Raw genomic sequence first — 24,250 nt, forward strand, 5'->3', positions numbered from 1 at the left:
GTCAATCGACACCCCCCGCGCTTGACGCTGCCGGCGCGCCGGTGGAAGCATCCGCCGCGACGCGGGGAGACGCAGCATGACCATCGACGCCGAGGCCGAGGGCCAAGTCCTCGCGGAGAATCGCGACGGCATCCTCCTGATCACCCTCAACCGGCCGGATCGCCTGAACGCCTGGAACGCGCCGATGCGCGCGCGCCTCGTCGCCCTCATCAACGGCGCCAACAGCGATGCCGCCATCCGCGCCGTGGTGCTCACCGGCGCCGGCACGCGCGCCTTCTGCGCGGGCCAGGACCTGAACGAAGGCAGGACCTTCGACGGCGCCCGCGCGGAGGAATGGATCGAGGAATGGCGCCGCCTCTACGGCGCGCTGCGGCGGTTCGAGAAGCCGATGATCATGGCCCTCAACGGCCTGGCCGCCGGTTCCGCCTTCCAGACCGCGCTGCTGGGTGACGTCCGCGTGGGCCATGCCGGTTCGCGCATGGGCCAGCCTGAGATCAATTCCGGCATGGTCAGCGCCACCGGCTTCTGGATCATGCGGGAGATGCTGGGCCTGTCCCGCGCGATCGAGATGGTGCTGACCGGCCGCCTTGCCTCCGCGGAGGAATGCCACCGCCTCGGCCTGCTTCACCATCTGGTGGAGCCGGAGGAGGTGCTGCCCAAGGCGATGGCCATCGCGGCGGAACTCGCGGCCAAGCCGCCGCTCGCCTTCAAGCTCAACAAGCAGCGTTTCTGCGCCGCCACCCAGGCCAGCTTCGACGAGACGATGGAAGCCGCGCGGCTGCTCCATCGCCAGGCCTTCGATGCCGGGGAGCCCCAGCGCGTGATGGGCGAATTCCTCAACAAGTCGCGCTGAAGGAATCGCCGGCATGTTCGAGACACCACGCCACGCCGTCGTCACCGGCGCATCCTCCGGCATCGGCGCCGCCATCGCGCAGCGCCTGATCGCGGATGGCTGGCACGTCACCGGCCTCAGCCGCCGCGCGCCGGATTGGGCGGGGGCGGGCTACACCCATCGCGCGGTCGATCTGCTCGATCCCGCGGCGCTCCTGCCCGCGCTGGATGGCTTGGCCCCCCAGGCGCTGGTCCATGCCGCCGGGCTGATGCGGGCGGAGGCGCTGGGCGCGATGCAGCCCGAAACCGGCGACACGCTCTGGCGCCTGCATGTCGATGTCGCCGCGCGCATCGCCGATGCGCTGATCCCGCGCATGGAAGCGGGTGGCCGCGTGATCTTCATCGGCAGCCGCACCAGCGGCGGTGCGCCCGGCCGCGCCTACTACGCCGCCACCAAGGCCGCGCTGGTCGGCCTGGCACGATCCTTCGCGGCCGAACTCGCACCGCGCGGCATCACGGTGAATGTCGTGGCGCCTGGCGTCACGGATACGCCCATGCTGCGCGACCCCGCCCGCGCCTCCATGCAGCCCAAGGCACCCCCCATCGGCCGCTTCATCCGGCCGGAGGAAGTGGCGGCGCTCGCCGCCTTCCTGCTCGGCCCCGATGCCGCGGCCATCACCGGGCAGCAGATCATGATCTGCGGCGGCGCCTCGCTGTAACCGTCTTCCGCTTGACGGGCGAAACCTGCCGGGAGTAACGCTAGGCATCAGTTCCGAACAAAAGTTCGGACTCCGATAAATACTTGAAGCTACCACGGGGAAGGAACGAAGCGGCCGATGAGCCTCGCGCAGGACAGCAGGGGTGATGGGCCGCGCAGCGCCTCTGCGCGCGCCATGGACAACCCGAAGAACCAGGTCCAGTCCGTCGCCAAGGTCTTCGCCGTCCTGCGCAGCTTCACCGCGGACCATCCGGAGCAGACATTGGCGGAGGTCGCTTCCCGCAGCGGGCTGGATCGCGGCACCGCCTATCGTCTCGTGCATACGCTGGCCGATCTCGGCCATCTGCGCGCGGTGCCGGAGACGCGACGTTTCAGGCTGACGCTGAAATGTCTCGAACTCGGCTTCGCCGCGCTTTCCGCCGACGACCTTCCCGGCCATGCGACGCCACTGCTTCGGGATGTGGTGCCCGCCCATGCCGATGCGGCCTCGCTCGGCGTGCTGGAGAAGGGGGAGGTCGTCTACCTCGCCCGCGTGGAGGCCGGGCTCGAGCGCCACGGCCTGGTGCGCCGCGCCGGCACCCGCATCGGCGCCTATGCCACCGCGCTCGGCCAGGCGATGCTGGCCTGGCTGCCGGTGGCGGAGCAGCATGAACACCTGGCCGCCGTGCCGCGCCTCATGCTCTCCGAACGCACGGTGACGGATCTGGATGGCTTGCTCTCACGTCTCGCGCAGGTGCGGGCGCAGGGCTACGCGGTCTCCGATGGCGAGAACGCCTATGGCCTTCGCACCGTCGCCGCGCCGGTGCTGGATGCGGGTGGCCGGCCCATCGCGGGCATCAGCATGACCATCGCCGCCGGCCGCATTAGCATCGGGGATTTCGTCGCCGATGCCGCGCCGCAGGCACTGCGCATCGCGCAGGAACTGGGCGAGGGTGTGCGCCTGTCGCTCGGCGCCATCGGCGTCGCGCGGGGCGGGCGCTGATGCTGCGCCTGCTGGCCGATGACCTGACCGGCGCGCTGGACAGCGCGGCCGAGTTCACCGGTCTCTTCGGCCCCGTGCGCGTGGCCTGGGGCGGCACCGGCGCCGGTAGCCTGGCCATCGATACCGGCACGCGGGAAGCGACGCGCGATGCCGCGCTGGTCGCCACGCGCGCGGTGGCGCCGCTGCTGGCCGGCGCGACCATCGCCTTCAAGAAGCTGGACAGCCTGCTGCGCGGCCATCCCGTCGCCGAACTCGCGGCCTGCCGCGACGGTTTTCGCACTATCGTGTTGGCGCCTGCCTTCCCCGCCATGGGCCGCGTCACGCGGGGCGGCACGCAATACGCGCGCGACGGCGCGGCCTGGACGCCGCGCGCCGCGCTGCCCGCGCTGCTGGCGCAGGAAGGGCTGCAGCCGCGGCCGATGCCCGGCAGCGGCGCACTGCCCGATGGCATCGTGATCTGCGACGCGGAGCGTGACAGCGACCTCGCGCGCATCGTCTCCCGCGGCCTGGCCATGGAAGGGCCGGTGCTGTGGTGCGGCAGCGGCGGCTTGGCTGGCGCGCTGGCGATCAGCCACCCCGCGACGCGCGACGCGACGCTGCGCGGCCCCGTGCTCGGCCTGTTCGGGTCGGACCAGGGCGTCGCTGCCCGCCAGCTGGATGCCTGCGGTGCCCTCGCGCTTCGCCTGCCCGATGGCAGCGCCGCCGAAGCCGCGCGCGTCACCGCCCTGATGCAGGCACGGGGCGCCGCCATGGCGGGCTTCGCATTGCCCGAGGGTACGCCGCGCAACCTGGCCTCACGCCACATCGCCCAGGCGCTGCGCGACCTGGTCGCGATGCTGCCGCGCCCCGGCACGCTGGTGGTGGCGGGGGGCGAGACGCTGCGCGCGCTGTGTCAGGCACTCGGCGCCACGGGCCTGGAAGCGACGGGCCTGGTCGCCCCCGGCATCCCGCGATCGCGCCTGCTGGGCGGGCGCTGGGACGGCGTCGATGTCATCTCCAAATCCGGCGCCTTCGGCGGGGATGCGCTGTGGCGCGACCTGCTGGCGGCGAACGGCATCCTGACGGGAACAGAAGCCGCATGAGCCGCCACCTCGCCATCACCATGGGCGATCCCGCCGGCATCGGGCCGGAGATCATCGTCAAGGCCTGCACGGCGCTGGCCCCGCGCATCGCCGCCGGCGACCTCAAGCTGCTCGTCATCGGCCATGGCACGGCGCTGGAACAGGCCCGCGAAGCCGCGGGCGCGCCGCCGATCCCGCGCGTGCCGGTCGATGACGCATGGCCCGCACTCGCCTTCCTGCAGGCGGGCGAGGAGAAGGCGCCGATCATCCAGGGCCAGGTGGCGGCGGAGGCCGGGCGCTTCGCCTATCTCGCCATCGAGCAGGGCGTGAAGCTGGCGATGGCAGGCCGCGTCGGCGCCATCGTCACCGCGCCGCTCAACAAGGAAGCGCTGAACAACGCCGGCTACCACTATGCCGGCCATACGGAGATGCTGGCGGAACTCACCGGCGTGAAGGGCAGCGTGATGCTGCTGGCGCACGGCAACATGCGCGTCAGCCATGTGACGACGCATTGCGCGCTGGAGGAGGTGCCGAAGCGCGCGACACCAGACCGCATCCGCCGCGTGCTGGACCTGACCCATGGCGCCCTCAAGCGCCTCGGCATCCAGAACCCGCGCATCGCCGTCGCCGCGCTGAACCCCCATGCGGGGGAGGGCGGGTTGTTCGGCCGCCAGGACATCGACGTGACTGAGCCCACCATCGCAAAGGCCGTCGCGGATGGCATGAACGTGCTCGGCCCCGTCCCAGGCGACACGGTCTTCGTGAAGCTGCGCGCCGGGCAGTATGACGCCGTGGTCGCGATGTATCACGACCAGGGCCACATCCCGGTCAAGCTGCTCGGCTTCAACGTCGATCCCGCCACAGGGAAGTGGGAGGCGCTGTCCGGCGTTAACGTCACTCTTGGCCTGCCGGTGATCCGCACCTCTGTCGATCACGGCACCGCCTTCGACATCGCGGGCAAGGGCATCGCCAGCGAGACCAGCCTGATCGAGGCCATCGAATACGCCGAGCAACTCGCGGCCGGAGCACCCCAATGACCGATCTTCTCCGCCCCATCGAGATCCTTCGTCCCACGCGCCTGGAATTCGGCGCCGGCACCGTTTCCGTCGTCGGGCAGTGGGCGCGCGAACATGGCATCACCCGCACCCTCGTCATCAGTGGCGGCTTCAACGCCAGGCGCGTCGATGTGCTGGGCCTGCCCGGTGAGGTGGCGGTCTTCGGCACGGTGAAGCCGGAACCCGATCTCCCCAACCTCGAAGCCGCCTTGGCCCTGGCCGAACAGGTGAAGCCGCAACTCGTCGTCGGCTTCGGCGGCGGCAGCGCGCTCGACCTGGCGAAGCTCGTCGCCGTGCTGCCCGGCAGCGGACAGACGCTGCACGACGTCGTCGGCCCGGAGAAGGTGCGCGGCCGCGCCGTGAAACTCGCGCAGGTGCCCACCACGGCGGGCACGGGCAGCGAGGCCGGCACGCGCTCCCTCGTCACCGATCCCGCGACGGAACAGAAGCTGGCGGTGCAGAGCCGCCACATGCTGGCCGACCTCGCCGTCGTCGATCCCGAACTGACCATGAGCGTGCCCGCCGCCGTCACCGCGGCGACCGGCGTGGATGCCATGGCGCATTGCGTCGAAGCCTTCACCAGCAAGCGCGCCCATCCGCTGATCGACCTCTATGCGCTGGAGGGTATTCGTCTCGTCGGCCGCTTCCTCGCCCGTGCGGTTGCCGATGGCAGCGACAGGGAAGCACGCGCCGGCCTCATGCTGGCGTCCCTTTATGGCGGCTACTGCCTCGGCCCGGTGAACACCACCGCGGGCCATGCCGTCGCCTATCCGCTGGGGACGCGCCAGCACATCGCCCATGGGCACGCCTGCGCGCTGGTCTTTCCGCATACGCTGGCCTTCAACGCGCCTGTCATGGCGGAAAAGACGGCGCTGGTGCTCGCCGCCCTCGGCCTGCCCGCGAGCAGCGAGGAAGCGGTGGTGCGCGACGCCACCCACGCCTTCTGCGCGAAGCTCGGCATCGAGATGCGCCTGTCGGCACTGGGCGTGCCCGAATCCGCGCTGGAATCCATGGCGACGGAGGCCCACGCCATCCGCCGCCTGCTGGACAACAACCCCCGCGACATCAGCGCGGCGGAGATCCTCGCGATCTACCGCCGCGCCTTCTGAGGACAATCGCGATGGACACCGGCCTCATCGACAAGCCCGAGACGCTGGCCCCCGCGCCCGGCGATCCCGCGCGCATCGAAGCCTTCATCCCAACCCCCTGCGTGCAGAACCACGCTGCCTTCCTGATGGAACTGCCGGGCGGCGGTCTCGGCTGCGTCTGGTTCGGCGGCACGCAGGAAGGCGTGCCCGACATTGCTGTCCGATTCTCCCGCCTCGCGCCCGGCGCCACGCGCTGGTCGCCGGCGCAGACGCTGTCGGATGATCCCACGCGGTCGGAACAGAACCCGCTGCTGTTTCCCGCGCCGGACGGGTCGCTCTGGCTGCTCTGGACCGCGCAGATCAGCGGTAACCAGGACACCGCGCTGATCCGTCGCCGCATCAGCCATGATGGCGGCGCCAACTGGGGCCCGATCGAGACGATGATCGGCGAACAGCCGGGCTTCGGCACCTTCATCCGCCAGCCCATCATCGTGACCGCGGAAGGCAACTGGCTGCTGCCGATCTGGCGCTGCACCAAGCCGCCGGTCGGCGCCTGGACGGGCGACCTCGACACCTCCTCCGTCATGCTCTCCGCTGACCAGGGAAAGACCTGGACGGAGCACGCCGTGCCCCACAGCACCGGCACGTGCCACATGTGCATCCTGGACATGCAGGACGGCACGCTGGTCGCCTTCTACCGCAGCCGCTGGGCCGACTGGATCCATCGCAGCACGTCATCCGATGGCGGCCGTACATGGACTGCGCCGCTGCCGACGAGCCTTCCCAACAACAACTCCTCCATCCAGGCCATCCGCCTGGCCGATGGCAGCATCGCGATCCTGTTCAACGAGAGCAGCGCGAAGGACGCCACCGGCCGCCGCCTGTCGCTCTACGACGATATCGGCGGCACGGAGGAACCCGTGGCGCCGCCGGCCGAGGGAAGAAGCGCCTTCTGGGGCGCGCCGCGCGCGCCGATGACGCTCGCGGTTTCCCATGATGGCGGGATCACCTGGCCGCATCGCCGCAACCTCGAAACCGGCGATGGCTTCTGCATGACCAACAATTCGAAGGAGAGGCTGAACCGCGAATTCAGCTATCCCTCGTTGCGCCAGGCCGCCGACGGGTCGCTGCACATCGCCTACACTTATTGGCGCCAGGCCATCAAATACGTCCATGTGCCCCTCGACTGGGTGCGTGGCTGAACGAAACCCGACAAGGAGGAACAAGAAAATGCTTCGCCGTACCCTGATCCAGACCGCTGCCGGCGGCCTCGGCCTGCTGGCCGCCCCTGTTGTCCATGCCCAGGCCGCCTGGCCGCATGGCCGCACCATCCGCGTGGTGTGCCCCTGGCCGCCCGGCGCCGCGAATGACGCGCTGGCCCGCCTGCTGGCGCAGAAGCTGCAGGAGAAGCTGGGCGCGACGGCCATCGCGGAAAACCGCACCGGCGGCGCCGGCCTGGTCGGCACGCGCGAAGTGCTGAGCGCGGCGCCGGATGGCTACACGCTGCTCGCCTCCGCCTTCAACACCGCGGTCATGCCGCTGGTGCTGCGTGGTGCGAATTTCGACCCGGAGCGCGACCTGGAAGTCATGTCCCGCGTCGCCCGCGCGCCGCTGGTGATGGTGATGAGCGGCGCCCGCCCGCAGCGCACGGTGGCGGAGGTCGTGGCCGCGGCCAAGGCCAATCCGCGGGACTGGAACATCGCCATCTCCTCGCTCGGCTCCGCCGGGCACCTGGCCACCATCGAATTCAACCGCCGCACCGGCGCCAATCTCGACATGGTGGCCTATCGCGGCACGCAGCCCGCGCTGACGGATCTGATGGGCGGCAACACGCAGCTCCTCATCGATCCTTCCTTCGCGCTGCTGCCCGCGACGGGCGATGGGCGTGTCCGCGCGCTCGGCATCGCCACCGCCGAACGCTCGCCCCTGGCCCCCACCGTGCCGACGATGGCGGAGGCCGGGCTGCCCGGCTACGAATTCCAGTCCTGGTACGCATCCTGGGCGCCCAAGGGCACGTCGCAGGAGATCTGCGGCCGGGTGAACGCGCTGATGCAGGAGACGATGCGCGACCCCGCCATCGTCTCCCGCCTCACCAGCCAGGTGCTGGAGCCGGTGACGGAAAGCATCGACCAGACCAAGGCCTTCATCCGCAACGAGATCAGCCGCGCGACGGAGCTGCTGCGCAGCGTGAACTACCAGCCGGAGTAACGCCGCCCGCCGCCATGGTCCCCGCCCGGTGCGGGGGCCATGGCCTGCCTCAATCCTCGCCCCGGATGCGCGCGCCGATCCGGGCCAGCAGCGCGGTATCGACGGGGTGGCGGATGACGCAGCCCGGCGCGATCAGCACGCCCTTGCCGCTGGCCCGGATCGCGGCCAGGTCCTCATCCACCGCCGCCATGTCCCCCTGCGTGATCGGCGTGCGGCGCAGCCCGCCCAGGATCGGCTTCCTTCCCCCCGCGGCACGATATTGCGCGATGGAGGGCGCCGTCTCCCCGATATGCCAGTTCAGCACCGGCACGGGCAGGTCGGCCAGCAGGTCGAACAGGATGTCGTCGCCATGCATGTGCACGGCGTTGAACCAGCCGCCCCGGGCCCCTTCCAGCGCGGCCAGGTCATGCGCCAGGAAGTCCCCGCGATAGGCCGCTTCCCCCACGGCTGAAGTCGCGTCCTGCGCCGCGAAGAACACGCCCGCGCAGCCCAGCGCGATGGCGGCGCGGGCGAAGGCGGCGGTGGTTTCCGCCATCTCCGCCATCGCGGCCTGCACCAGGGCGGGGTGGTCCCGCAGATGGGTCGCGAAGCCGCTGCCGCCGATCAGTTTCTTGGCGATGGTGACAGGGGAGAAGATGGTGGCCAGCACCGGCACATCCGGCCCCAGCGCCTCCACCAGCAGGCCGAGGTGCCGCAATTCGCGGCCCAGCACGCCGGCGGTCGGGTCCAGGCGCTTCACCCGCGTCCAATCCGCGGGCTGCTCGATCGGGCTCGTCGTCACCTTGGCCACGCCGCCCGAGGCGATCTCGGAATAATCGGCGCGGACGCCCCAATCCTCCACCACATACAGCCCGTTCGGCATGGATTTCACGAAATCCGCGCCGGTGGCGCGCGTGAAGGCCACCGTCTCCCGCGCGATGGCGTCGGGGTCCAGGTCGATGCCCGGGAAATGGGTCCAGAAGGCATAGGCGGGCCGCGGGGTCGCCTCCCCGGCGATCGTGGCGCGGACCAGATCGGCTTGTGTCATGCGGCAGCTCCTCGACAGTCAACGGCGCGCTCGCGCCGCATCACTGCACTGGCTAGGCTGCTTCCTCGCCACCGCCAAGGCCACAACCGATGCGTCGACCGTCCCTGCTGCTCGCCGCCATCCTCCTCTGGCCCGGCCTCGCCTTGGCGCAGGAGGCGCGGGTGGCGGTGCAGACGGAGACGTCGTCGCTCGACCCGCATTTCGCCCTGGTCGGTGCCAACCAGGCGGTGATGCGCCACATCTTCGATCCGCTGGTCGCCTCCGATCGCAACCTGCGCCCGGTGCCGGGCCTTGCCAGCTTCTCCAATCCCGAGCCCGACCTCTGGGAGTTCCGCATCCGCCCCGATGCGCGCTTCCATGATGGCACGCCGGTGACGGCGGAGGATGTGCGCGCCTCGATCGAGCGCATGCCGCGGGTGCCGAACAGCCCCGCCCCCTATATCCGCCTGGCCGGCAGCATCGCGGCGCTGGAGGTGGTGGACAGCCGCACCATCCGCATCCGGTCGCGGGGCGTCGATCCCTCCGTGCCCTTGAATGCGATGACGGCCTGGATCATCCCGGCCCGCATCGCGGCCACCGCGACTACGGCGGATTTCAATGCGGGCCGCGTGACGATCGGTTCCGGCCCCTGGCGCTTCGTCGAATGGCAGCCCGGCTCCGCGCTGCGCCTGGCGCGCAACGATGCCTATTGGGGAGGGGTGCCGTCCTTCGCCCGCGCCACCCTCCGCCCCGTGGCGAATGACGCCGCCCGCCTGGCCGCGCTGCTGGCCGGCGATGCCGACCTGGTCGATGCCGTCCCGCCCGGGGAGGTCGCGCGGCTGCGCGCGCGGCCGGAGGTCACGGTCTCCGCCGCTTCCTCCAACCGCATGATCTATATCGGCCTCGACCAGGCGAATGATCCCTCGCCCTTCGTGACCGCGCGGGATGGCAGGCCGCTGGCCGCCAATCCGCTGAAGGACCCGCGGGTGCGCCACGCCCTCTCGCTGGCCATCAATCGCGCCGCGATCGTGGATCGGGTGATGTCAGGCGCCGCCCGCGCCTCCGGCCAATTGGCCATCGAGGGGCAGCTGGGCTTCGACCCGGACCTCGCGACCCCGGCCCATGACCCCGCGGAGGCCCGCCGCCTGCTGGCCGCGGCAGGACACGCGGAGGGCTTCCGCATCACGCTGCATTCCCCCAACAACCGCTATGTGGAGGATGACAAGACCGCCCAGGCCGTCGCGCAGTTCTGGGCGCGGATCGGGCTGGATGCGCGGGTGGAGGTCATGCCCTCCAATGTCTTCTTCACCCGGGCGGGGCGGCGGGAATTCAGCACCTTCCTGATCGGCTTCGGCCATTCCACCGGGGACGCCTGGCTCGGCATGGCGCAGGTGCTGCACAGCTTCGATGCGGCGCGGGGGCTCGGCGGGCTGAACCGGGGCCGCTATGCCAGCCCGGCCTTCGACGGGTTGATGGAACAGGCCCGCGGCGCGGCTGATCCGGCGGCGCGGGACGGGCTGATCCGCCAGGCGCAGCGGGTTGCGATGGGGCAGGACATGGCGGTGCTGCCGCTGCATGTGCCCGACAACATCTGGGCGCACCGGGCCACCCTGACCTATGCCGCGATGGTCGAGGAAAGCACCCTGGCGCACCACCTGCATCCCAGGCGCTAGCACGGTTTTCTCCGCTGGACAGGGGATGGGGCCTCAAGCATCTTCCGCCCCCTCCGAACCGGGAAGAGACATAAGAACATGCAGGCTTCACCCCTTCGCACCCTTCTGCGCGGCGCCGTTTCCGCGCTGGCGCTGGGCGCCGTCTTCGCGGCCACCGCCCCCGCCGCGCCGGCCGCCGCCAGCACCTTCACCTGGGCCACGGCGAACGACATCCTCGGCCTCGATCCGCACGCCAACAACCACGGCGTGACGAACACGATGAAGGAGAATGTCTATGAGCCGCTGGTGAAGCGGCAGCCCGATGGCAGCGTCCGCCCGGCGCTGGCGGAGCGTTGGGAGCAGGTGAACGCCACCACCTGGCGCTTCCACCTGCGCCGCAACGTCCGCTTCCACGGCGGCGAGCCCTTCACCGCCGCCGATGTGGTGATGTCCGCCGAGCGCGTGCGCCAGAACGACATGGCCTACACGCTGCAGAGCGTGACCGCCGTCCGCGCCGTCGATGATTTCACGGTGGAGATGGAGACCCGCGGCCCGAACCCGATCCTGCTGCAGGACCTGACGCTGTTCTTCATCATGAACGCGAACTGGGTCCGCACCAACAACGCCATGGCCGTGGCGCGCGCCGGCCAGCCGGGCGCCACCAACACCTTCGTCCAGCTGAACACCAACGGCACCGGCCCCTTCCGGATTGTCGAGCGCCTGGCCGATGAACGCACCGTGCTGGTGCCGAACGCGGAATACTGGGATGCGGCCGCGATGCAGCACGGCATCACCCGCGCCGTCTTCCGCCCCGTTTCCAGCGCGCCGACGCGCGTGGCCGCCCTGCTCTCCCGCGAACTGGACGTGATGTACCACGTGCCGCTGCAGGACGTGCAGCGCGTGTCCCAGGCGCAGGGCATCCGCCTGATCCAGGGCCCGACCGCGCGCAGCATCTACTTCGCCATGGACACGGCCCGGCCGGAGAACCTGGACGCGCCCGGCACGCCGAACCCGATGCGTGATCCGCGCGTGCGCCGGGCCATGTACCAGGCGATCGACATGAACACGATCACCCGCGTGATCCTGCGCAACTCCACCGTCGCCGCCGGCATCCCCATCGCCCAGGCGATCGGCGGCTTCGACGCCGCGGCGAATGAACGCCTGCCCTTCGACCCGGATGCGTCCCGCCGCCTGCTGACGGAAGCCGGCTTCCCCCAGGGCTTCCGCACCACGCTGAACTGCCCCAACAACCGCTACGTGAATGACGAGGCCATCTGCCAGGCCGCCGTCAGCATGCTGCAGCGCGTCGGCATCCAGGCGCGGCTCAATGCCGTGCCCTTCGGCCGCTTCCTGCAGGGCGGCGCCAATGGCGAATACCAGTTTTATCTGCTGGGCTGGACGCCGGGCAATTTCGACATGACCAATCCCGGTCGTGAACTGCTGGGCGAGGGCAGCTTCAACTGGGGCCGCTTCCAGGACGACCAGATGGCGGAACTGCTCCGCCAGATCGCGGTGGAGACGGACCAGCCGAAGCGCCAGCAGCTGGCGGGCCAGTACTGGGCGCGCTTCCGCGAATTGCTGCCGATGATCCCGCTGCACCAGGAGCCGCAGATCTTCGGCGTGCGGGAGACGGTGGCCGAACTGCCGCTGCGCGTGCAGGAAGACCTCGAACTCCGCCACGTCCGCATGCGCCGCTGATCGGTCACGATCCGCGGGGAAGGGGGCCCGGTGCCGCAAGGCGCCGGGCCTTTTTCATGTCATCCGTGACGAAGGATCAAGCGATCCTCAGATCAGCCCGCCATTCACATGCACCACCTGGCCGGTCACGTAGCCCGCGCCAGGGGAGGCAAGCCAGGCCACCGCATCCGCCACGTCATCCGGCGTGCCGAGCCGTCCCATCGGGATCTTCGCCGCCACCGCATCCCACTGCGCCTGCGTCAGCGCGGCATGCGCGCCCGGGTCCTTCCGCGTATAGCCAGGCGCCACGGCGTTCACGGTGACGCCGCCCTTCGCGGCCTCCACCGCCAGCGCTCGCACCAGCGCCTCCACCGCGCCCTTGGCCGCGGCACTGGCGGGGAAGGTGCTGACATCCGTGCGGAAGACATGGGCGACGAAGGAGGAGATGGCGACGATCCTCGGCGCATCGCGCCCCGCCAGATGCGGCAGCGCGGCGCGCGCCGTCCGCAGGAACCCCCACAGCACGCCATCGATCGATTTCTGGAAGATGGCGTCATCGGCCTGCGCAAACGGCGTCCTGTCCGCGAAGCCCGCCGCCGTCACCACCACGTCGAGCCCACCGAAGGTTTCGACGGCACGTGCCACCAGCGCAGCGGGCAGCGCCGCATCGCCGATATCGCCCAGCATCGTGACGGCTTCCGCCCCCGCCGCGCGGGCGGCCTCCGCCACCCGCTCCAGCCCCTCCGCGTTCCTGCGCGTGTGCAACAGCATCCCGACGCCGGGCGCCGCCAGCCGCCGCACGCATCCCGCGCCGATGCCGGACCCCGCGCCGGTGATGAGAATGATGCGCTTCGCCGCCATCAACCGCTCCTGGCCCCGATCAGGCCGCCAGCGTTACCCCTGCGCGGCGCGGGGCGCAAACCGGGGAATGCCGCCATGGCCTGTCCTTCGGGAAGCCATGGCAATCGGGTGGTAATCCGGCCCGGATCACGGGTTGTATGGGGAAGGCGCTGCCTTCCCCATGCCCCATCCGCCAGGGCCGTGACGGCCCTGGACCGTCGTCGTTATGCCAGCGCCTTCGGTGCGAAGCCGAAGGCGGCCTCGAAGCGCTTCGAATACAGCGGCCACGCTTCCGGATTCTCCAGCCGCGGCGGCACCTCGCCCCGGAAGATCTGCGCCCATTGCAGCGCCGCACCTTCCGCCATGTCGTGCAGCGCTTCCTCCGTGATCCCCGCATTGTGCGGCGTGACGATCACGTTGTCGAAGGCCAGCAGCGGATGATCGGGCGGCGGCGGTTCCTTCAGGAACACATCCAGCCCCGCCCCCGCCAGCTGCCCCGCCGCCAGCGCCTCTGCCAGCGCGCCCTCGTCATGAATGCCGCCGCGCGAGGTCTGGATGAAATAGGCCGTCGGCTTCATGGCGGCGTATTGCGCCGCGCCGATCATGCCGAGGGTTTCCTTGTTGCGGGGCACATGGACGGAGACGAAATCGGCCCGCGCGAAAACCTCCTCCATCGAGGCCTTCACGCCACCGCGCGCCGCGATCTCCGCCGCGCTGAGATAGGGATCGCAGGCCAGCACCGTCATGCCGAACAGCCCGCGGCACAGCTCCGCCACGCGCGTGCCGATCTGCCCGATGCCGACCAGCCCGAGCGTCTTGCCGCGGATGTCGCGCCCCGTGACGGCGAAGCGATCCAACCCCGCCTGGCGGCGCAGCATCCGGTCCGCGACGCCCATCTTCTTCGACAGCGCCAGCATCAGGCCCAGCACATGCTCCGCCACCGCTTCCTTGTTGGTGCCGGATTGATGGCAGACGATCACGCCCGCTTTGGTGCAGGCCTCCACATCGATCACGTCGAAGCCTGCGCCGGACGAACATGCCGCCAGCAGGTTCGGCGCCCGCGCCAGCAGCGCGGCATCGCAGAACCAGGGTTCCTTGATCTCCACACGCGGCAATGCGTGGTAGCCATGGGCCTGCGCGAAGGCCTCGTCCAGCGTCGCGCGGTCCATGTCGAATTGCAGATGGTCGAGCGCGATATTCGGCTCCGCCCCCAGCACCCGCAGCGCCACAGGGTCCATCCAGTGGGAGAAATAGGAAAGCCGCGCAACCGGCAGCGTGTTCGACATTCTACTGTCCCTGTCTCAATCCAAGCCGCCGCACCAGCGCGCCATTCGCGGCGAGTTCCGCGCGCACCGTGCCCGCAAATTCCTCAGGGCCCTGCACCGCGGGCTCGATCCCCTGTTCCGCCAGCCGCGCCACCACCTCCGGCTCCGCGAAGAGCGAGGCGAGCACGGCATGCACCTGGTTGACGATGCCGCGCGGCGTGCCGCCGGGCAGCACGATTCCGGCCCAGATCTCCGTCTCCTCGCCCGGGAAGCCCGCCTCCGCGATGGTCGGGACCTCCGGCAGCAGCGAGGCACGCGCGGGCGTCATCGCCGCCAGCGGCCGCAGCGTGCCGGCGCGGACATGGGGCAGCAGGCTGTTCAGCGCGCCGCAGAAGGCATGCGTCCGCCCAGCCAGCAAATCCGGCATCAGCGCCGCCGCGCCGCCATAGGGGACATGGACCATGTCCTCCCCCACCAGCCGCGCCACGCCGAAATGCTGGAAGCTGCCGACGCCGGAGGAGGGATAGGAAAGCTGCCCCGGCCTCTCCTTCGCCGCCGCCACCAGGCCGCGCACGTCGCGGATGTTGGTCGCGGGGTTCACCACCAGCAGCGTCTGCACCCGCGCGACGCGCGCCGCCAAGGCGAGGTCGCGTAGCGGGTCGAAGCTGGTGCGCATCGTCAGCGGGTTCGTCGTCAGTACCTGGTTCGGCGCGAACAGCCAGGTGGCGCCATCCGGCGCGCTGCGGGCCACCGCCTCCGTCCCGATATTGCCGGCGGCGCCGGGCCGGTTCTCCACCACAAAGGGCTTGCCCCAGCGCGCGCCGAGTCTTTCCGCGATCAGCCGCGCCATCAGGTCGTTGCTGCCGCCGGGCGTGAAGGGCACGACCATGCGCAAGGTGGCCGCCGGAAAATCCTGCGCCCATGCCGGCGCGGCCGCCAACGCCATGGCCGCGCCCAGAAGCGAACGTCGCTGCATTGTTTCTTCCTCCCCGATGCCGCGGCCTTTCCGGCCGTCAGCTGTGCCTGGTCAGCCCCGCCGTCATCGCCGCCGAATAGCCCGGCGCGACGCGCGCATCGATCACCACCGTCTCCCCCGCCCTGACCCGTGCCACCGCATCCCTGACGGCGGCGGCGAGTTCGCCCGCGGTGTGCACCGGCCCGATCCCCGTCGCGCCCTGTGCCCGCGCCAGCGCGGCGATGTCGATATCCGGGTCGGCGATGCGCTGGCCGATCCACTTGTTCTCGACCGGCCGGTTGCGCTGCTTGGCGACGCGTTCCTGGTGGACCTCGTCATTGTAGAAGCTGCGGTTGTTGCAGATCACTGCCAGCATCGGCACGCGGTAATGCGCGGCGGTCCAGAAGGCCGTCGCACTCATCAGCGTGTCGCCATCGCCCAGCACCGCGACCGGCAGCCGCCCGCTGCCGTCCAGCGCCATCGCCGCGCCTGTCAGCATCCCGGGCCCCGCGCCGATCCCCGCGCCGCCATCGCCGCCGAGGTAGTCCAGCGGATGCCGGAAATGCCAGGTCTCCCCCCGCCACCCCAGCGGCAGGCGCACGAGGCAGGTCGGCACGCCGTGCAGCCCTTCGCCCAGCGCCGCCGACAGCGTCCCCACATCCAGCATCGCATCCGCCGGAGCCGGCGGCAGGGCAGGGCAGGCGGGCAGGTCGCCCGGCGGAATCCCCGCGCCCACGCCCAGCGCATCCGCGATGGCATGCAGCGCGATGGCGGGCTCGCAGGCCATGTGAAGGTCCACCGGCGGCAGGCCGAAATGCTCCATCCCGAAGCCATTGTGCAGCTGCTGGTCGAGCGTCGCGTGGATCACCCGCCCCGCGAAGCCGCCGGCCTGCTTCAGCGTGCCGGCCAGATCCACCCAGTCGAAGGCCAGCACCAGGTCAGCGCCGCGCAGCGCGGCCTGCGCCTTCTCCGTCAGGAAAGTGGTCGGCGCCGCGGCGTGCAGCGGATGGTCGGTCGGGAAGGCGGCGCCCACCTTGAAGTCGGTCAGCACCACGGCGTCCAGCGCCTCCGCCAGCGCGACGCGGCGGGCCCAGTCGGCGGTGCTGCGCGCGCCCCGTCCTGCCAGGATCATCGGCCGCTTCGCCGCGCGCAGCATCGCCACCGCGGCGTCGATCGTCGCCCCGGATGGCACGGAAGCCGCCGGCGGCGCATACCGCGCTACATCGGGCAGCGCCGGCAGTGCCTCCAGCCGCATCTCCTGCAACGCGGCATCCAGGTTCACATAGACCGGCCCGCAGGGCGCGCTGCGCGTGATGAGGTTGGCGCGCAGCAGCGCCTCCACCGCCGCCGGCACGCTGGCCGGCTGGTTGTCCCATTTGAGAAAAGGCCGCACCAAGGCCGCCTGGTCACTCATCGTGTGCAGCCAGTCGATCCAGGGCCGCCGCGCCGCCGCATCCACCGGCCCGGTCGCGCCCAGCACCAGCATCGGCACGCGGTCGCACCAGGCGTTGAACAGCCCCATCGTGCCATGCATCAGCCCGACATTGCTGTGCAGCACCACGGCCATCGGTTCCCCCGTGATCTTCGCCCAGCCATGCGCGATGGCCACCGCATTGCCCTCATGCAGGCACAGGATCATCTGCGGGTCGCGGTTGCCGGTGTGGTTCACCAGGCTGTCATGCAGGCCGCGAAAGCTCGCGCCGGGGTTCAGCGTGATGTGGCGGTAGCCCATCGCCTGCACCAGGCTCGCCACCACGTCACTGCCCCAGGCGCTGCCGGGGGGCGAGGCAACCGGCTTCTCGATCTCATCCATGGTCCGTCAATCCGCCCTCATGCCAGTGAGGCGGATCACTTCCGCCCAGCGTGCCACTTCCGCCCGCATGAAGCGGCCGAGTTCCTCCGGCGTGCCCGGTGCGCTTTCCGCGCCCTCCGCCGCCAGGCGCTGCCGCACTTCGGGATCGTTCATCGCCTTGTGCACTTCGGCGTTCAGCCGCGCGATGATGGGCGCGGGCACGCCGGCGGTGGTGACGACGCAATACCATTGCGTCGTCTCGAAGCCTGGCAGCCCCTGTTCCGCGATGGTGGGGATCGACGGATCGGCCTGCATCCTTGCCCGCGACGAAACGCCCAGCGCCCGCAGCCTGCCATCGCGCACCAGCGGCATCACGACCGTGCCGCCCGTCATGGTGAAGTTGATCTGCCCCGCGATCAGGTCATTCGCCATCGGCCCGCTGCCGCGATAGGGCACATGGGTGAACTCCACCCCCGCCGCGTGGCCGAGTGCCGCCGCCGCGATATGCGCCGCACTGCCATTGCCCGCGCTGCCATAGGTCAGCTCCCCCGGCTTGGCCCGGGCGAGTGCGATCAACTCCTGCAGATTCCGCGCGGGCACACTCGGATGCACCACCAGGATGTTCGGCACCAGCGCCACCATGGAAACGGGCGCGACACCCCCGATGGGATCGAAGCTGAGGCGCGGATAGAGGCTCGGGTTCACCCCCAGCGTGCCGATATGGCCGAGCATGATGGTGTTGCCATCGGGGGGCGACCGCACCACGACCTCATGCCCCACGGTCCCGCCCGCGCCGCCGCGATTCTCCACCACGACGGACACGCCAAGCCCCTGCGTCAGCCGCGGTGCCAGCACCCGGCCGAGGATGTCGGTCGTGCCCCCCGGCGCGAAGGGCACGATGAAGCGGATCGGCTTGTCCGGCCAGTTCGCCTGCGCCAGCGCCGGCGCCGCCAGCATCGCGCCACCAGCCGCCAGCAACGCACGCCGTGTGGTCTGGATCATCGGTGCCTCCCTCAGAACGCGAAGCGGGACATGCCGCCATCCACGGGGATGACGGTGCCGGTGACATAGGCGGCGCGGTCGGAGGCGAGGAACAGCGCGACATCCGCCATCTCCGCCGCTTCCCCGAAGCGCTTCATGGGGATTTCTGCCTCCGCGAATTCGCGCTCGCTCTCCGGCGTCGGGTAGCGCTTGGCCATCTGCTCGCTACGGATGCGCCCGGGCTGGAGGCAGTTGATGGTGACGCCATCCGCCGCGATGTCGCGCGACAGCCCCTTCGCCCAGACATGCACCGCGGCCTTGGCGGCGAAGGCGGCGTTGATCAGCTTCGGCTCGGACGTGCCCGTGAAGTTCACCACGCGCCCCCAGCGCTCCGCGCGCATCCCCGGCATCACCGCATGGGTGAGTTCGCGCAGCCGATGGAAATTGATCTCCATCCCCTCATCCCAATCGGCGCGCGATGCATCGAAGGGCAAAGGGCGGCTGCCGCCGGCGGCATTCATCAGGATGTCGATGCCGCCCAGCGCCTGCATCGCGGCTTCCGCCAGCCTGGCGGCGGCGTCCTTCTCCGTCAGGTCGATGGCGATGGGGATGATCGGCGCGCCGCCTTCCGCCCGCACCGCATCGGCCATTTCCTGAACCAGGGCGCTGCGCCGGGCCGCGGCGGCCACCGTGACGCCTTCCAGCGCCAGGGCCCGCGCCACCGCGCGCCCGATGCCCTGGCTTGCCCCCGTCACCAGGGCACGGCGCCCCCTGAGGCCCAGCTCCATCCCGTTTCCCCACCCGTCCTTGATTGGCGGGGAGTGTCGCGGCAGCAGGCCCCAGGGGCAAGCCTCTCAGATCGGCTGGATGCGCGCCGCCCGGATCCATTCCCGGTGCTGCTCCACGTCCCGCCGCACGAAGGCCGCGAATTCCGCCACCGGCATCGGCATCACCTGCGCGCCCGTCCGCGCCTGCTGGTCCTGGATGGCCGGCTCCGCAAGGATCCTGCCTACCTCCACCTGCATCCGCTCCAGGATCGGCGCCGGCGTGCGGGCGGGGGCCAGCAGCCCGACCCAGACGGATTGCTCATAGCCCGGCAGCACCTCCGCCACCGTGCCCACCCCCGGCAGCACCGCATTCGGCCGGGGCCCCGTGGTGCCGATGCAGCGCACGCGGCCCGTGCGGATCGTCTCCAGCATGGATGGGATCGGGTCGAAGCACAGCGGCACCTGCCCCGCCACGACGGCCGTCCGCACCTGGTCGCTGCTGCGGAAGGGCACGTGCTGCATCTCGATCCCGGCCTGGGATTTGAAGACCTCCGCCGCCAGATGGTGGCCGGACCCGATGCCGGGCGACCCGAAATCGAGCCGCCCGGGATTGGCGCGGGCGTAGGCGATCAGCTCGGCGATCGAGTTCACGGCCAGCGAGGGATGCACCACCACCGCGTGGTGCATGATGTTCAGCGACGCCGCCGGCGCGAAATCGCGCAGCAGGTCGTAGGGCCGGCCGGGCATCAGCGTCTCGTTCGCCGTCTGCGTGTTGGTGCAGACGATCCAGCTGTAGCCATCGGGCGGGGATTTCGCGACGTTGTCCGTGCCGATGGTGCCCGCCGCGCCGGTGCGGTTCTCGATCACCACCGCCTGGCCCAGATTCTCCTGCAGCCGCTGCCCCACCAGCCTGGTGAAGATGTCGGCCGTGCCGCCGACGCCGAAGGGCACGACCAGCCGGATCGCCCGCTGCGGCCAGGCCCCCTGCGCCCGCGCCCCCATCGCCGGCAGCGCCAGCGCCGCCCCCAGCATCGTCCTGCGTCGAATCATCGTCCCTGTCCCTCTGGTCCTCGTCCCCAGGCTAGCGCTCCCCGCGCCCACGTCCATCTTCCCCATCTCCGGCATCACCCCCATGCTGCGCCGATGCACCTCTCCCGCTTCCGCGCCTTCTCCCACATCGTCGATCGTCCCGCCGCGCCCGCGCCTGGCCCGCTCCACGGCGTGACGCTCGCGGTAAAGGGCAACATCCCGGTCGCCGGCCTGCCCTGGACGGAGGGCAGCGCCGTCTTCGCCCGCCGAATCGCCACCGAAGATGCCGCATGCGTCGCGCGCCTCAAGGCCGCCGGCGCCGTGGTGGTGGGGATGACCACGCTGTCGGAGATGGCGATGTACGCCCCCGACAACCCGGCGGAACCGATGGGCCTCAACCCCTGGGACATCGCCCGCACCGCTGGTGGGTCCTCCACCGGCAGCGGAGTCGCGGTGGCACTCGGCCAGGCCGTGCTCGGCCTCGGCACCGATAGCGGCGGATCGGTGCGCAACCCCGCGCTGCATGGCGGCGTGGTCGGCTTCAAGCCGAGCCTGCATGCCTGGGACTACGCCGGCGTCACGCAAGCCGCGCCGAGCCTCGACACGCTCGGCCTCATCGCCCGCGATGTCGCCACCCTGGCCCGCGCCGCCGCCGTGCTGGGCACGCCCGCGCCTACACCCGGGGGCCACGCCACGCCGCGCCTGCTGGTCCCCGCGCAACTGGTCGCGACCGGCGCCGATGCCGCCACCCGCACCCTGTTCGCCGCCGCGTTGGCGCAGTGCCGCGAGGCCGGCATCGACATCATCGAGGCCGAGATCCCCCTCTGGCGCGAAGCCGACGCCGCCTGCGGCCTGATCTCCCTCGCCGAGGGCGGCGCCTTCCTGACGACGCTGCCGGAGGACGCCCCCATCGGCCCCCGCCTGGTCGCGCGCCGCGCGGCGTATCGCGCCCTCGACCCCGCCGCGGTCGACCAGGCCCGCGCCACCTGCGCTGCCTTCACCCAGGCGCTGCGGGGGGCGCTGCGCGACGCGCTGAAGGAAGGCGGCGCCATCGCCACCCCCACCTGGCCCTTCGCCGCGCCGCCGATCGAGGCCGAGACGGTGGACATGGACGGCACGCCCATCCCGCTCGACCCCGCGCGCTCCCTCTTCGTCCGCACCGCGAATGCCGCCGGCGCCCCGGCCATCACGCTCCCCGCCGGGCTCTACCCGAGGGAGCGTGTCCCCTTCGGCCTGCATCTGCTGGCCGCGCCCGGCGATGATGCCGCGTTGCTGGCCCTGGCCGCGCGGGTGGAGGCCGCGCTGCCGCCGGCGCCTAGCCTGCCCTGACCACCATCGCGGCAAGCCCGCCCCCCACCGGCGCCTGCTGTTCGGACCCGCCGCTGATGAACACCCGCGTCGTCCCGAAGATGGCGCCGACCATGCCGGAGGCGACCGGCCGCATGTGCTTGTCCGGGTCCAGTTCGCTCTCGAAGACCGTTGTCCTTCGCCCGCGCAGCGCGCCGCCGGGCCGGACGCCCACCTTCAGCAGCAGCGCTTCCGGCGCGCTCGTCGTGAACAGCCCATCGGCATCCCGCGCCAGGCCCACCCGCCGCGCCAGGCGCATCAGCGCCGGCGCGTCGATGATGTCGGAAAGCGGTTCCGTCGCCATCACCAGGTCGCCGCCCGCGCCCGGCACATTCGCCAGCAGGATCACCTCGCAATGCGAAAGCTCGGTGCCGGAGAAGGCCATCACGCGCCGGCTGTGCAGCGACCCATCGCGCAGGATCGTCGCATCCGTCACGCGGTCCTCGGCAACCTCCCCCAGCGCGATCCCGGCGCCGAGTGCCGCCACCGCGCGCGAGGTCGGCGTGGACCCCGCCCGAGCCGCGCGTTCCGGCGGCAGCGTCGCCAGATATCGCCGCGGCAGCACCGGGCTCTTCACCAGCACCAGCGCCACCTGGTCGGGAGTGGCCCCCGCATCCTCCATGGCGCGCGTGACGGCTGCCGCCACCGCCAGGGCGTGCCCGCGCCCGCCATAATCCTCCACCGGGATCGGCGCCGTCGCCGCCACGCCCAGCGCCAGCCGCGCCGGCCCGGCGGGATCGCGCGGCGTCTCCATCTCCACCATCAAGGTGCCATGCGGCGTGATCACGCCCTCGCACCCCGTGGAGAAAATCAGCGTCGCCGCGCGGTCGCCCAGCACCGCCTGCGTCGCGGCCAAGGCGAGGTCGCGGGAGAAGTCGTTCAGCGTCGCCGTCCCCTCCGTCTTGCCCAGCACGGCGATCCGCCGGATGCGCCCCGGCGGCAATTCGGCCAGCGCCTTCGCCAGGCCCCGCGCATCGCCGGGGCCCTCCATGTCATAGGTCCGCAGCAGGACGGTCATGTCATTCCTTCCAGTCTGGCGCGGCGATCCCGCCATGCGCCGAGGACCAGGCGACGGGATCGGCGAGGTAGCGGCGCAGCTCCGCCAGATCCCCCGCCGGCATCGCGCCCCGCGCTTCCGCCGCCTGCACCACATCGTTCCAATCCGCCAGCGCGAAAAGCCCGGCGCCGGCATCCGTCACCACGCGATCGAAGATGCCCCATTTGAACAGCACGAAGATGCGCGCGACTTCCATCCCCGCGCGTTCCAGCGCGCGGCAATAGGCCCCCTTGCTGCGGCCATCCGTGGTCACGTCACTGACCAGCAGCACGCGAGACCCCGGCCGCAGCGCGCCCTCGATATGCGCATCCGCGCCGAAGCCCTGCGCCCGTCGCCGCACCACGACGAAGGGCAGGTGAAAGCGTTCGGCCAGCATGGCGCCGAGGGCGATGCCGCCCTGTTCCGTCGCCGCCACCGCATCGAAGCCGGCATGGCCGACCTCGGCCAGGATGCGCGCCTCCGCCCCTTCCAGCAGCGCGCGCCGCGCCAGCGGGAAGGACAGCGCGCGCGGGATGTCGAGGTAGACCGGCGCCGCCCAGCCGGAGGACAGCATGAAGGGCCGGTCCGGCCGCAGCAGGATCGCCCGCGTATCCAGCAGCGCCTGCGCCGTGCGCCGCGCGATTGCGTCCTGGTCCATGTTACCGTCCCACCGCTTCCGCGCCCGCCAGGAGGATCGCCTGCAAGACAGCGGCCCCCTTGAGGAAATCGTTGAACTCCATCGCTTCCCGCGGGTTGTGGCTGCCATGCTCGTTGCGCACGAAGACCATGGCGGAAGGCACGCCCGCATTGGCGAAGATCGCGGCATCATGCCCCGCGCCGCTCGCCAGCACCTCATGCGGCATTCCGCCCGCCCCGCATAGCTGCCTGGCCAGCGCCAGCAGCCGCCCGTCCATCACCGCGGGCGGTGTCCGCACCGGCAGGCCGAGGTCGATCCGCACCCGCCGCTCCCGCGCGATCTCCAGTACCTCGGCCTCCGCCAGCGCCTGGAAATCCTTGAGCGTGCGCTCGCTCTCGGACCGGTATTCCAGCGTGAAGCGCGCCTCCCCCGGCACGCGCGTCATCGCATGCACCGATGGGTCCGTGGCCAGGATGCCGAAGGTCATCACCAGATCCTCGCCACGTTCCAGCGCGTTGCGCCAGGTGGCGTCGAGCCGCATGGCGAAATCCGCCGTCGCCAGCACCGCATCCCGCCGCAGCCAGCGCGGCACCGCGCCGGAATGCGCGGCCTCCCCCACCGCCTTCGCATGGGGATGCCGGTGGTTGCCGCGGATGCCGGAGACGAGGCCGACGGGCACGCCGCGCGCCACCATCACCGGCCCCTGTTCGATATGCAGTTCCACGAAGTGGGACAGGCCGGCGGGGTCGACCAGCCTGGTGCCGGCCGCGACGGCGTCCACATCCGCCCCCTCCCGCGCCATGGCCGCGCGCAGGGTCAGCGCGGGGTCCTGCAGGCAGGGCAGGTCCATCCAGGCGGGGTCGAACAGCCCGAACAGGGCGGAGGAGCCGAGATAGGGCCGGCCATACCAGGCGCTTTCCTCCCCCCGCATCACGAACAGCACCAGGCTGCGCGCCCGGGGCCCCAGGCGTTGCGCGCCCAGCAGCGCCAGCAGCCCCGCGATCACCCCCGCCGCGCCGTCGAAATTGCCCCCCTGCGGCACGCTGTCGAGGTGCGATCCACAGGCCGAAGCGGGCAGGGAGGGATCGGTCCCCGCCAGCGTGATGCGAAGGTTCGCCGCCGCATCCCAGGCGCAATCCAGCCCGGCCGCGCGCGCGATCGCCTCCACCCGCCGCATCGCCGCGGTCTCGCCCCCGCCATAGGTCTCCCGCGTGATGCCGGTGCCGTCGAAATGCGCCGCCCGCAGCGCATCGAACAGCCCGCGCGCCATGGTGGCGAGGTCGGGCGCGATGGCGGGAAGGGGCGTGTCCATCGGGGGATGCT

At 71.2% G+C, this 24,250-nt stretch carries 22 protein-coding genes; 11 read left to right on the forward strand and 11 right to left on the reverse strand.

What is annotated here, in order from left to right:
* The first annotated feature begins 76 nt into the window (after positions 1-76).
* The 8 genes from ACTIE5_RS25810 (at position 77) to ACTIE5_RS25845 (ending at position 7,943) form a co-directional block, all read left to right on the forward strand.
* Positions 77-853 carry an enoyl-CoA hydratase/isomerase family protein gene (locus tag ACTIE5_RS25810; protein WP_439552607.1) on the forward strand — a complete coding sequence of 259 codons (777 nt, stop codon included), beginning with the start codon at positions 77-79 and terminating at the stop codon, positions 851-853.
* Positions 854-866: 13 nt separating this feature from the next.
* Positions 867-1,550 (forward strand): SDR family NAD(P)-dependent oxidoreductase, encoded by a 684-nt coding sequence (locus ACTIE5_RS25815; protein WP_439552608.1) that lies wholly within the window; start codon positions 867-869, stop codon positions 1,548-1,550.
* Between the two features lie 117 nt (positions 1,551-1,667).
* Positions 1,668-2,531 carry an IclR family transcriptional regulator gene (locus ACTIE5_RS25820; protein WP_439552609.1) on the forward strand — a complete coding sequence of 288 codons (864 nt, stop codon included), beginning with the start codon at positions 1,668-1,670 and terminating at the stop codon, positions 2,529-2,531.
* Positions 2,531-3,613, forward strand: coding sequence for a four-carbon acid sugar kinase family protein (locus tag ACTIE5_RS25825; RefSeq protein ID WP_439552610.1), 1,083 nt, complete (start codon positions 2,531-2,533; stop codon positions 3,611-3,613). Before ACTIE5_RS25820 ends, ACTIE5_RS25825 begins: the two co-directional genes overlap by 1 nt.
* Positions 3,610-4,629: a 4-hydroxythreonine-4-phosphate dehydrogenase PdxA gene (pdxA, locus tag ACTIE5_RS25830; protein WP_439552611.1), complete on the forward strand. Its 1,020-nt coding sequence runs from the start codon at positions 3,610-3,612 to the stop codon at positions 4,627-4,629. Before ACTIE5_RS25825 ends, pdxA begins: the two co-directional genes overlap by 4 nt.
* Positions 4,626-5,756, forward strand: coding sequence for an iron-containing alcohol dehydrogenase (locus ACTIE5_RS25835; RefSeq protein WP_439552612.1), 1,131 nt, complete (start codon positions 4,626-4,628; stop codon positions 5,754-5,756). Before pdxA ends, ACTIE5_RS25835 begins: the two co-directional genes overlap by 4 nt.
* Before the next feature lie 11 nt (positions 5,757-5,767).
* Positions 5,768-6,937: a sialidase family protein gene (locus ACTIE5_RS25840; protein WP_439552613.1), complete on the forward strand. Its 1,170-nt coding sequence runs from the start codon at positions 5,768-5,770 to the stop codon at positions 6,935-6,937.
* A 28-nt stretch (positions 6,938-6,965) separates the two neighbouring features.
* Positions 6,966-7,943 (forward strand): Bug family tripartite tricarboxylate transporter substrate binding protein, encoded by a 978-nt coding sequence (locus tag ACTIE5_RS25845; protein WP_439552614.1) that lies wholly within the window; start codon positions 6,966-6,968, stop codon positions 7,941-7,943.
* 49 nt (positions 7,944-7,992) lie between these two features.
* Here the strand turns inward: ACTIE5_RS25845 and ACTIE5_RS25850 are convergent, their stop codons facing one another.
* Complete coding sequence (locus ACTIE5_RS25850; RefSeq protein ID WP_439552615.1) at positions 7,993-8,970, reverse strand: uroporphyrinogen decarboxylase family protein; 978 nt, start codon at positions 8,968-8,970, stop codon at positions 7,993-7,995.
* Positions 8,971-9,059: 89 nt separating this feature from the next.
* On the opposite strand from ACTIE5_RS25850, the gene ACTIE5_RS25855 reads away from it, so the two are divergent.
* Entirely contained in the window at positions 9,060-10,622 is a 1,563-nt protein-coding gene (locus tag ACTIE5_RS25855) for an ABC transporter substrate-binding protein (protein ID WP_439552616.1), read from the forward strand.
* A gap of 78 nt (positions 10,623-10,700) precedes the next feature.
* Positions 10,701-12,299: an ABC transporter substrate-binding protein gene (locus ACTIE5_RS25860; protein ID WP_439552617.1), complete on the forward strand. Its 1,599-nt coding sequence runs from the start codon at positions 10,701-10,703 to the stop codon at positions 12,297-12,299.
* 87 nt (positions 12,300-12,386) lie between these two features.
* Here ACTIE5_RS25860 and ACTIE5_RS25865 read toward each other — a convergent pair whose 3' ends face one another.
* From ACTIE5_RS25865 to ACTIE5_RS25895, 7 genes are all read right to left on the reverse strand, one after another.
* Complete coding sequence (locus ACTIE5_RS25865; protein ID WP_439552618.1) at positions 12,387-13,139, reverse strand: SDR family NAD(P)-dependent oxidoreductase; 753 nt, start codon at positions 13,137-13,139, stop codon at positions 12,387-12,389.
* Between the two features lie 203 nt (positions 13,140-13,342).
* On the reverse strand, positions 13,343-14,404 hold the full coding sequence (locus ACTIE5_RS25870) for an NAD(P)-dependent oxidoreductase (protein ID WP_439552619.1): 1,062 nt from the start codon (positions 14,402-14,404) through the stop codon (positions 13,343-13,345).
* Between the two features lies 1 nt (position 14,405).
* On the reverse strand, positions 14,406-15,359 hold the full coding sequence (locus ACTIE5_RS25875) for a Bug family tripartite tricarboxylate transporter substrate binding protein (protein ID WP_439552620.1): 954 nt from the start codon (positions 15,357-15,359) through the stop codon (positions 14,406-14,408).
* Between the two features lie 37 nt (positions 15,360-15,396).
* Entirely contained in the window at positions 15,397-17,151 is a 1,755-nt protein-coding gene (locus ACTIE5_RS25880) for a thiamine pyrophosphate-binding protein (RefSeq protein WP_439552621.1), read from the reverse strand.
* A gap of 6 nt (positions 17,152-17,157) precedes the next feature.
* The gene (locus ACTIE5_RS25885) at positions 17,158-18,132 is read right to left on the reverse strand and encodes a Bug family tripartite tricarboxylate transporter substrate binding protein (protein ID WP_439552622.1); all 975 of its coding nucleotides are present in this window, start codon (positions 18,130-18,132) and stop codon (positions 17,158-17,160) included.
* 11 nt (positions 18,133-18,143) lie between these two features.
* On the reverse strand, positions 18,144-18,899 hold the full coding sequence (locus ACTIE5_RS25890; protein ID WP_439552623.1) for an SDR family NAD(P)-dependent oxidoreductase: 756 nt from the start codon (positions 18,897-18,899) through the stop codon (positions 18,144-18,146).
* 66 nt (positions 18,900-18,965) lie between these two features.
* A complete protein-coding gene (locus ACTIE5_RS25895; protein WP_439552624.1) occupies positions 18,966-19,928 on the reverse strand; it encodes a Bug family tripartite tricarboxylate transporter substrate binding protein in 963 nt (320 codons plus the stop codon).
* A gap of 93 nt (positions 19,929-20,021) precedes the next feature.
* Between ACTIE5_RS25895 and ACTIE5_RS25900 the strand changes: the two genes are divergently transcribed.
* On the forward strand, positions 20,022-21,236 hold the full coding sequence (locus ACTIE5_RS25900) for an amidase (RefSeq protein WP_439552625.1): 1,215 nt from the start codon (positions 20,022-20,024) through the stop codon (positions 21,234-21,236).
* Here the strand turns inward: ACTIE5_RS25900 and ACTIE5_RS25905 are convergent.
* The 3 genes from ACTIE5_RS25905 to ACTIE5_RS25915 are packed head-to-tail and all read right to left on the reverse strand — an operon-like array spanning position 21,223 to position 24,239.
* A complete protein-coding gene (locus tag ACTIE5_RS25905) occupies positions 21,223-22,272 on the reverse strand; it encodes a ring-opening amidohydrolase (RefSeq protein WP_439552626.1) in 1,050 nt (349 codons plus the stop codon). The two genes, ACTIE5_RS25900 and ACTIE5_RS25905, sit on opposite strands and share 14 nt — an antisense overlap.
* 1 nt (position 22,273) lies before the next feature.
* Positions 22,274-22,948, reverse strand: coding sequence for an orotate phosphoribosyltransferase (locus tag ACTIE5_RS25910; RefSeq protein ID WP_439552627.1), 675 nt, complete (start codon positions 22,946-22,948; stop codon positions 22,274-22,276).
* Between the two features lies 1 nt (position 22,949).
* Positions 22,950-24,239, reverse strand: a complete 1,290-nt coding sequence (locus tag ACTIE5_RS25915; RefSeq protein WP_439552628.1) for a Zn-dependent hydrolase — start codon at positions 24,237-24,239, stop codon at positions 22,950-22,952.
* Positions 24,240-24,250: the final 11 nt, after the last annotated feature.

This window comes from Falsiroseomonas sp. (assembly GCF_051859025.1).
Classification (GTDB): Bacteria; Pseudomonadota; Alphaproteobacteria; order Acetobacterales; family Acetobacteraceae; genus Falsiroseomonas.

Bases quoted from the DNA above. Each gene is read 5' to 3' on its own strand.
- ACTIE5_RS25810 (WP_439552607.1), top strand. From the start codon at position 77: ATGACCATCGACGCCGAGGCCGAGGGCCAAGTCCTCGCGGAGAATCGC.
- ACTIE5_RS25815 (WP_439552608.1), top strand. From the start codon at position 867: ATGTTCGAGACACCACGCCACGCCGTCGTCACCGGCGCATCCTCCGGC.
- ACTIE5_RS25820 (WP_439552609.1), top strand. From the start codon at position 1,668: ATGAGCCTCGCGCAGGACAGCAGGGGTGATGGGCCGCGCAGCGCCTCT.
- ACTIE5_RS25825 (WP_439552610.1), top strand. From the start codon at position 2,531: ATGCTGCGCCTGCTGGCCGATGACCTGACCGGCGCGCTGGACAGCGCG.
- pdxA (WP_439552611.1), top strand. From the start codon at position 3,610: ATGAGCCGCCACCTCGCCATCACCATGGGCGATCCCGCCGGCATCGGG.
- ACTIE5_RS25835 (WP_439552612.1), top strand. From the start codon at position 4,626: ATGACCGATCTTCTCCGCCCCATCGAGATCCTTCGTCCCACGCGCCTG.
- ACTIE5_RS25840 (WP_439552613.1), top strand. From the start codon at position 5,768: ATGGACACCGGCCTCATCGACAAGCCCGAGACGCTGGCCCCCGCGCCC.
- ACTIE5_RS25845 (WP_439552614.1), top strand. From the start codon at position 6,966: ATGCTTCGCCGTACCCTGATCCAGACCGCTGCCGGCGGCCTCGGCCTG.
- ACTIE5_RS25850 (WP_439552615.1), bottom strand. From the start codon at position 8,970: ATGACACAAGCCGATCTGGTCCGCGCCACGATCGCCGGGGAGGCGACC.
- ACTIE5_RS25855 (WP_439552616.1), top strand. From the start codon at position 9,060: ATGCGTCGACCGTCCCTGCTGCTCGCCGCCATCCTCCTCTGGCCCGGC.
- ACTIE5_RS25860 (WP_439552617.1), top strand. From the start codon at position 10,701: ATGCAGGCTTCACCCCTTCGCACCCTTCTGCGCGGCGCCGTTTCCGCG.
- ACTIE5_RS25865 (WP_439552618.1), bottom strand. From the start codon at position 13,139: ATGGCGGCGAAGCGCATCATTCTCATCACCGGCGCGGGGTCCGGCATC.
- ACTIE5_RS25870 (WP_439552619.1), bottom strand. From the start codon at position 14,404: ATGTCGAACACGCTGCCGGTTGCGCGGCTTTCCTATTTCTCCCACTGG.
- ACTIE5_RS25875 (WP_439552620.1), bottom strand. From the start codon at position 15,359: ATGCAGCGACGTTCGCTTCTGGGCGCGGCCATGGCGTTGGCGGCCGCG.
- ACTIE5_RS25880 (WP_439552621.1), bottom strand. From the start codon at position 17,151: ATGGATGAGATCGAGAAGCCGGTTGCCTCGCCCCCCGGCAGCGCCTGG.
- ACTIE5_RS25885 (WP_439552622.1), bottom strand. From the start codon at position 18,132: ATGATCCAGACCACACGGCGTGCGTTGCTGGCGGCTGGTGGCGCGATG.
- ACTIE5_RS25890 (WP_439552623.1), bottom strand. From the start codon at position 18,899: ATGGAGCTGGGCCTCAGGGGGCGCCGTGCCCTGGTGACGGGGGCAAGC.
- ACTIE5_RS25895 (WP_439552624.1), bottom strand. From the start codon at position 19,928: ATGATTCGACGCAGGACGATGCTGGGGGCGGCGCTGGCGCTGCCGGCG.
- ACTIE5_RS25900 (WP_439552625.1), top strand. From the start codon at position 20,022: ATGCACCTCTCCCGCTTCCGCGCCTTCTCCCACATCGTCGATCGTCCC.
- ACTIE5_RS25905 (WP_439552626.1), bottom strand. From the start codon at position 22,272: ATGACCGTCCTGCTGCGGACCTATGACATGGAGGGCCCCGGCGATGCG.
- ACTIE5_RS25910 (WP_439552627.1), bottom strand. From the start codon at position 22,948: ATGGACCAGGACGCAATCGCGCGGCGCACGGCGCAGGCGCTGCTGGAT.
- ACTIE5_RS25915 (WP_439552628.1), bottom strand. From the start codon at position 24,239: ATGGACACGCCCCTTCCCGCCATCGCGCCCGACCTCGCCACCATGGCG.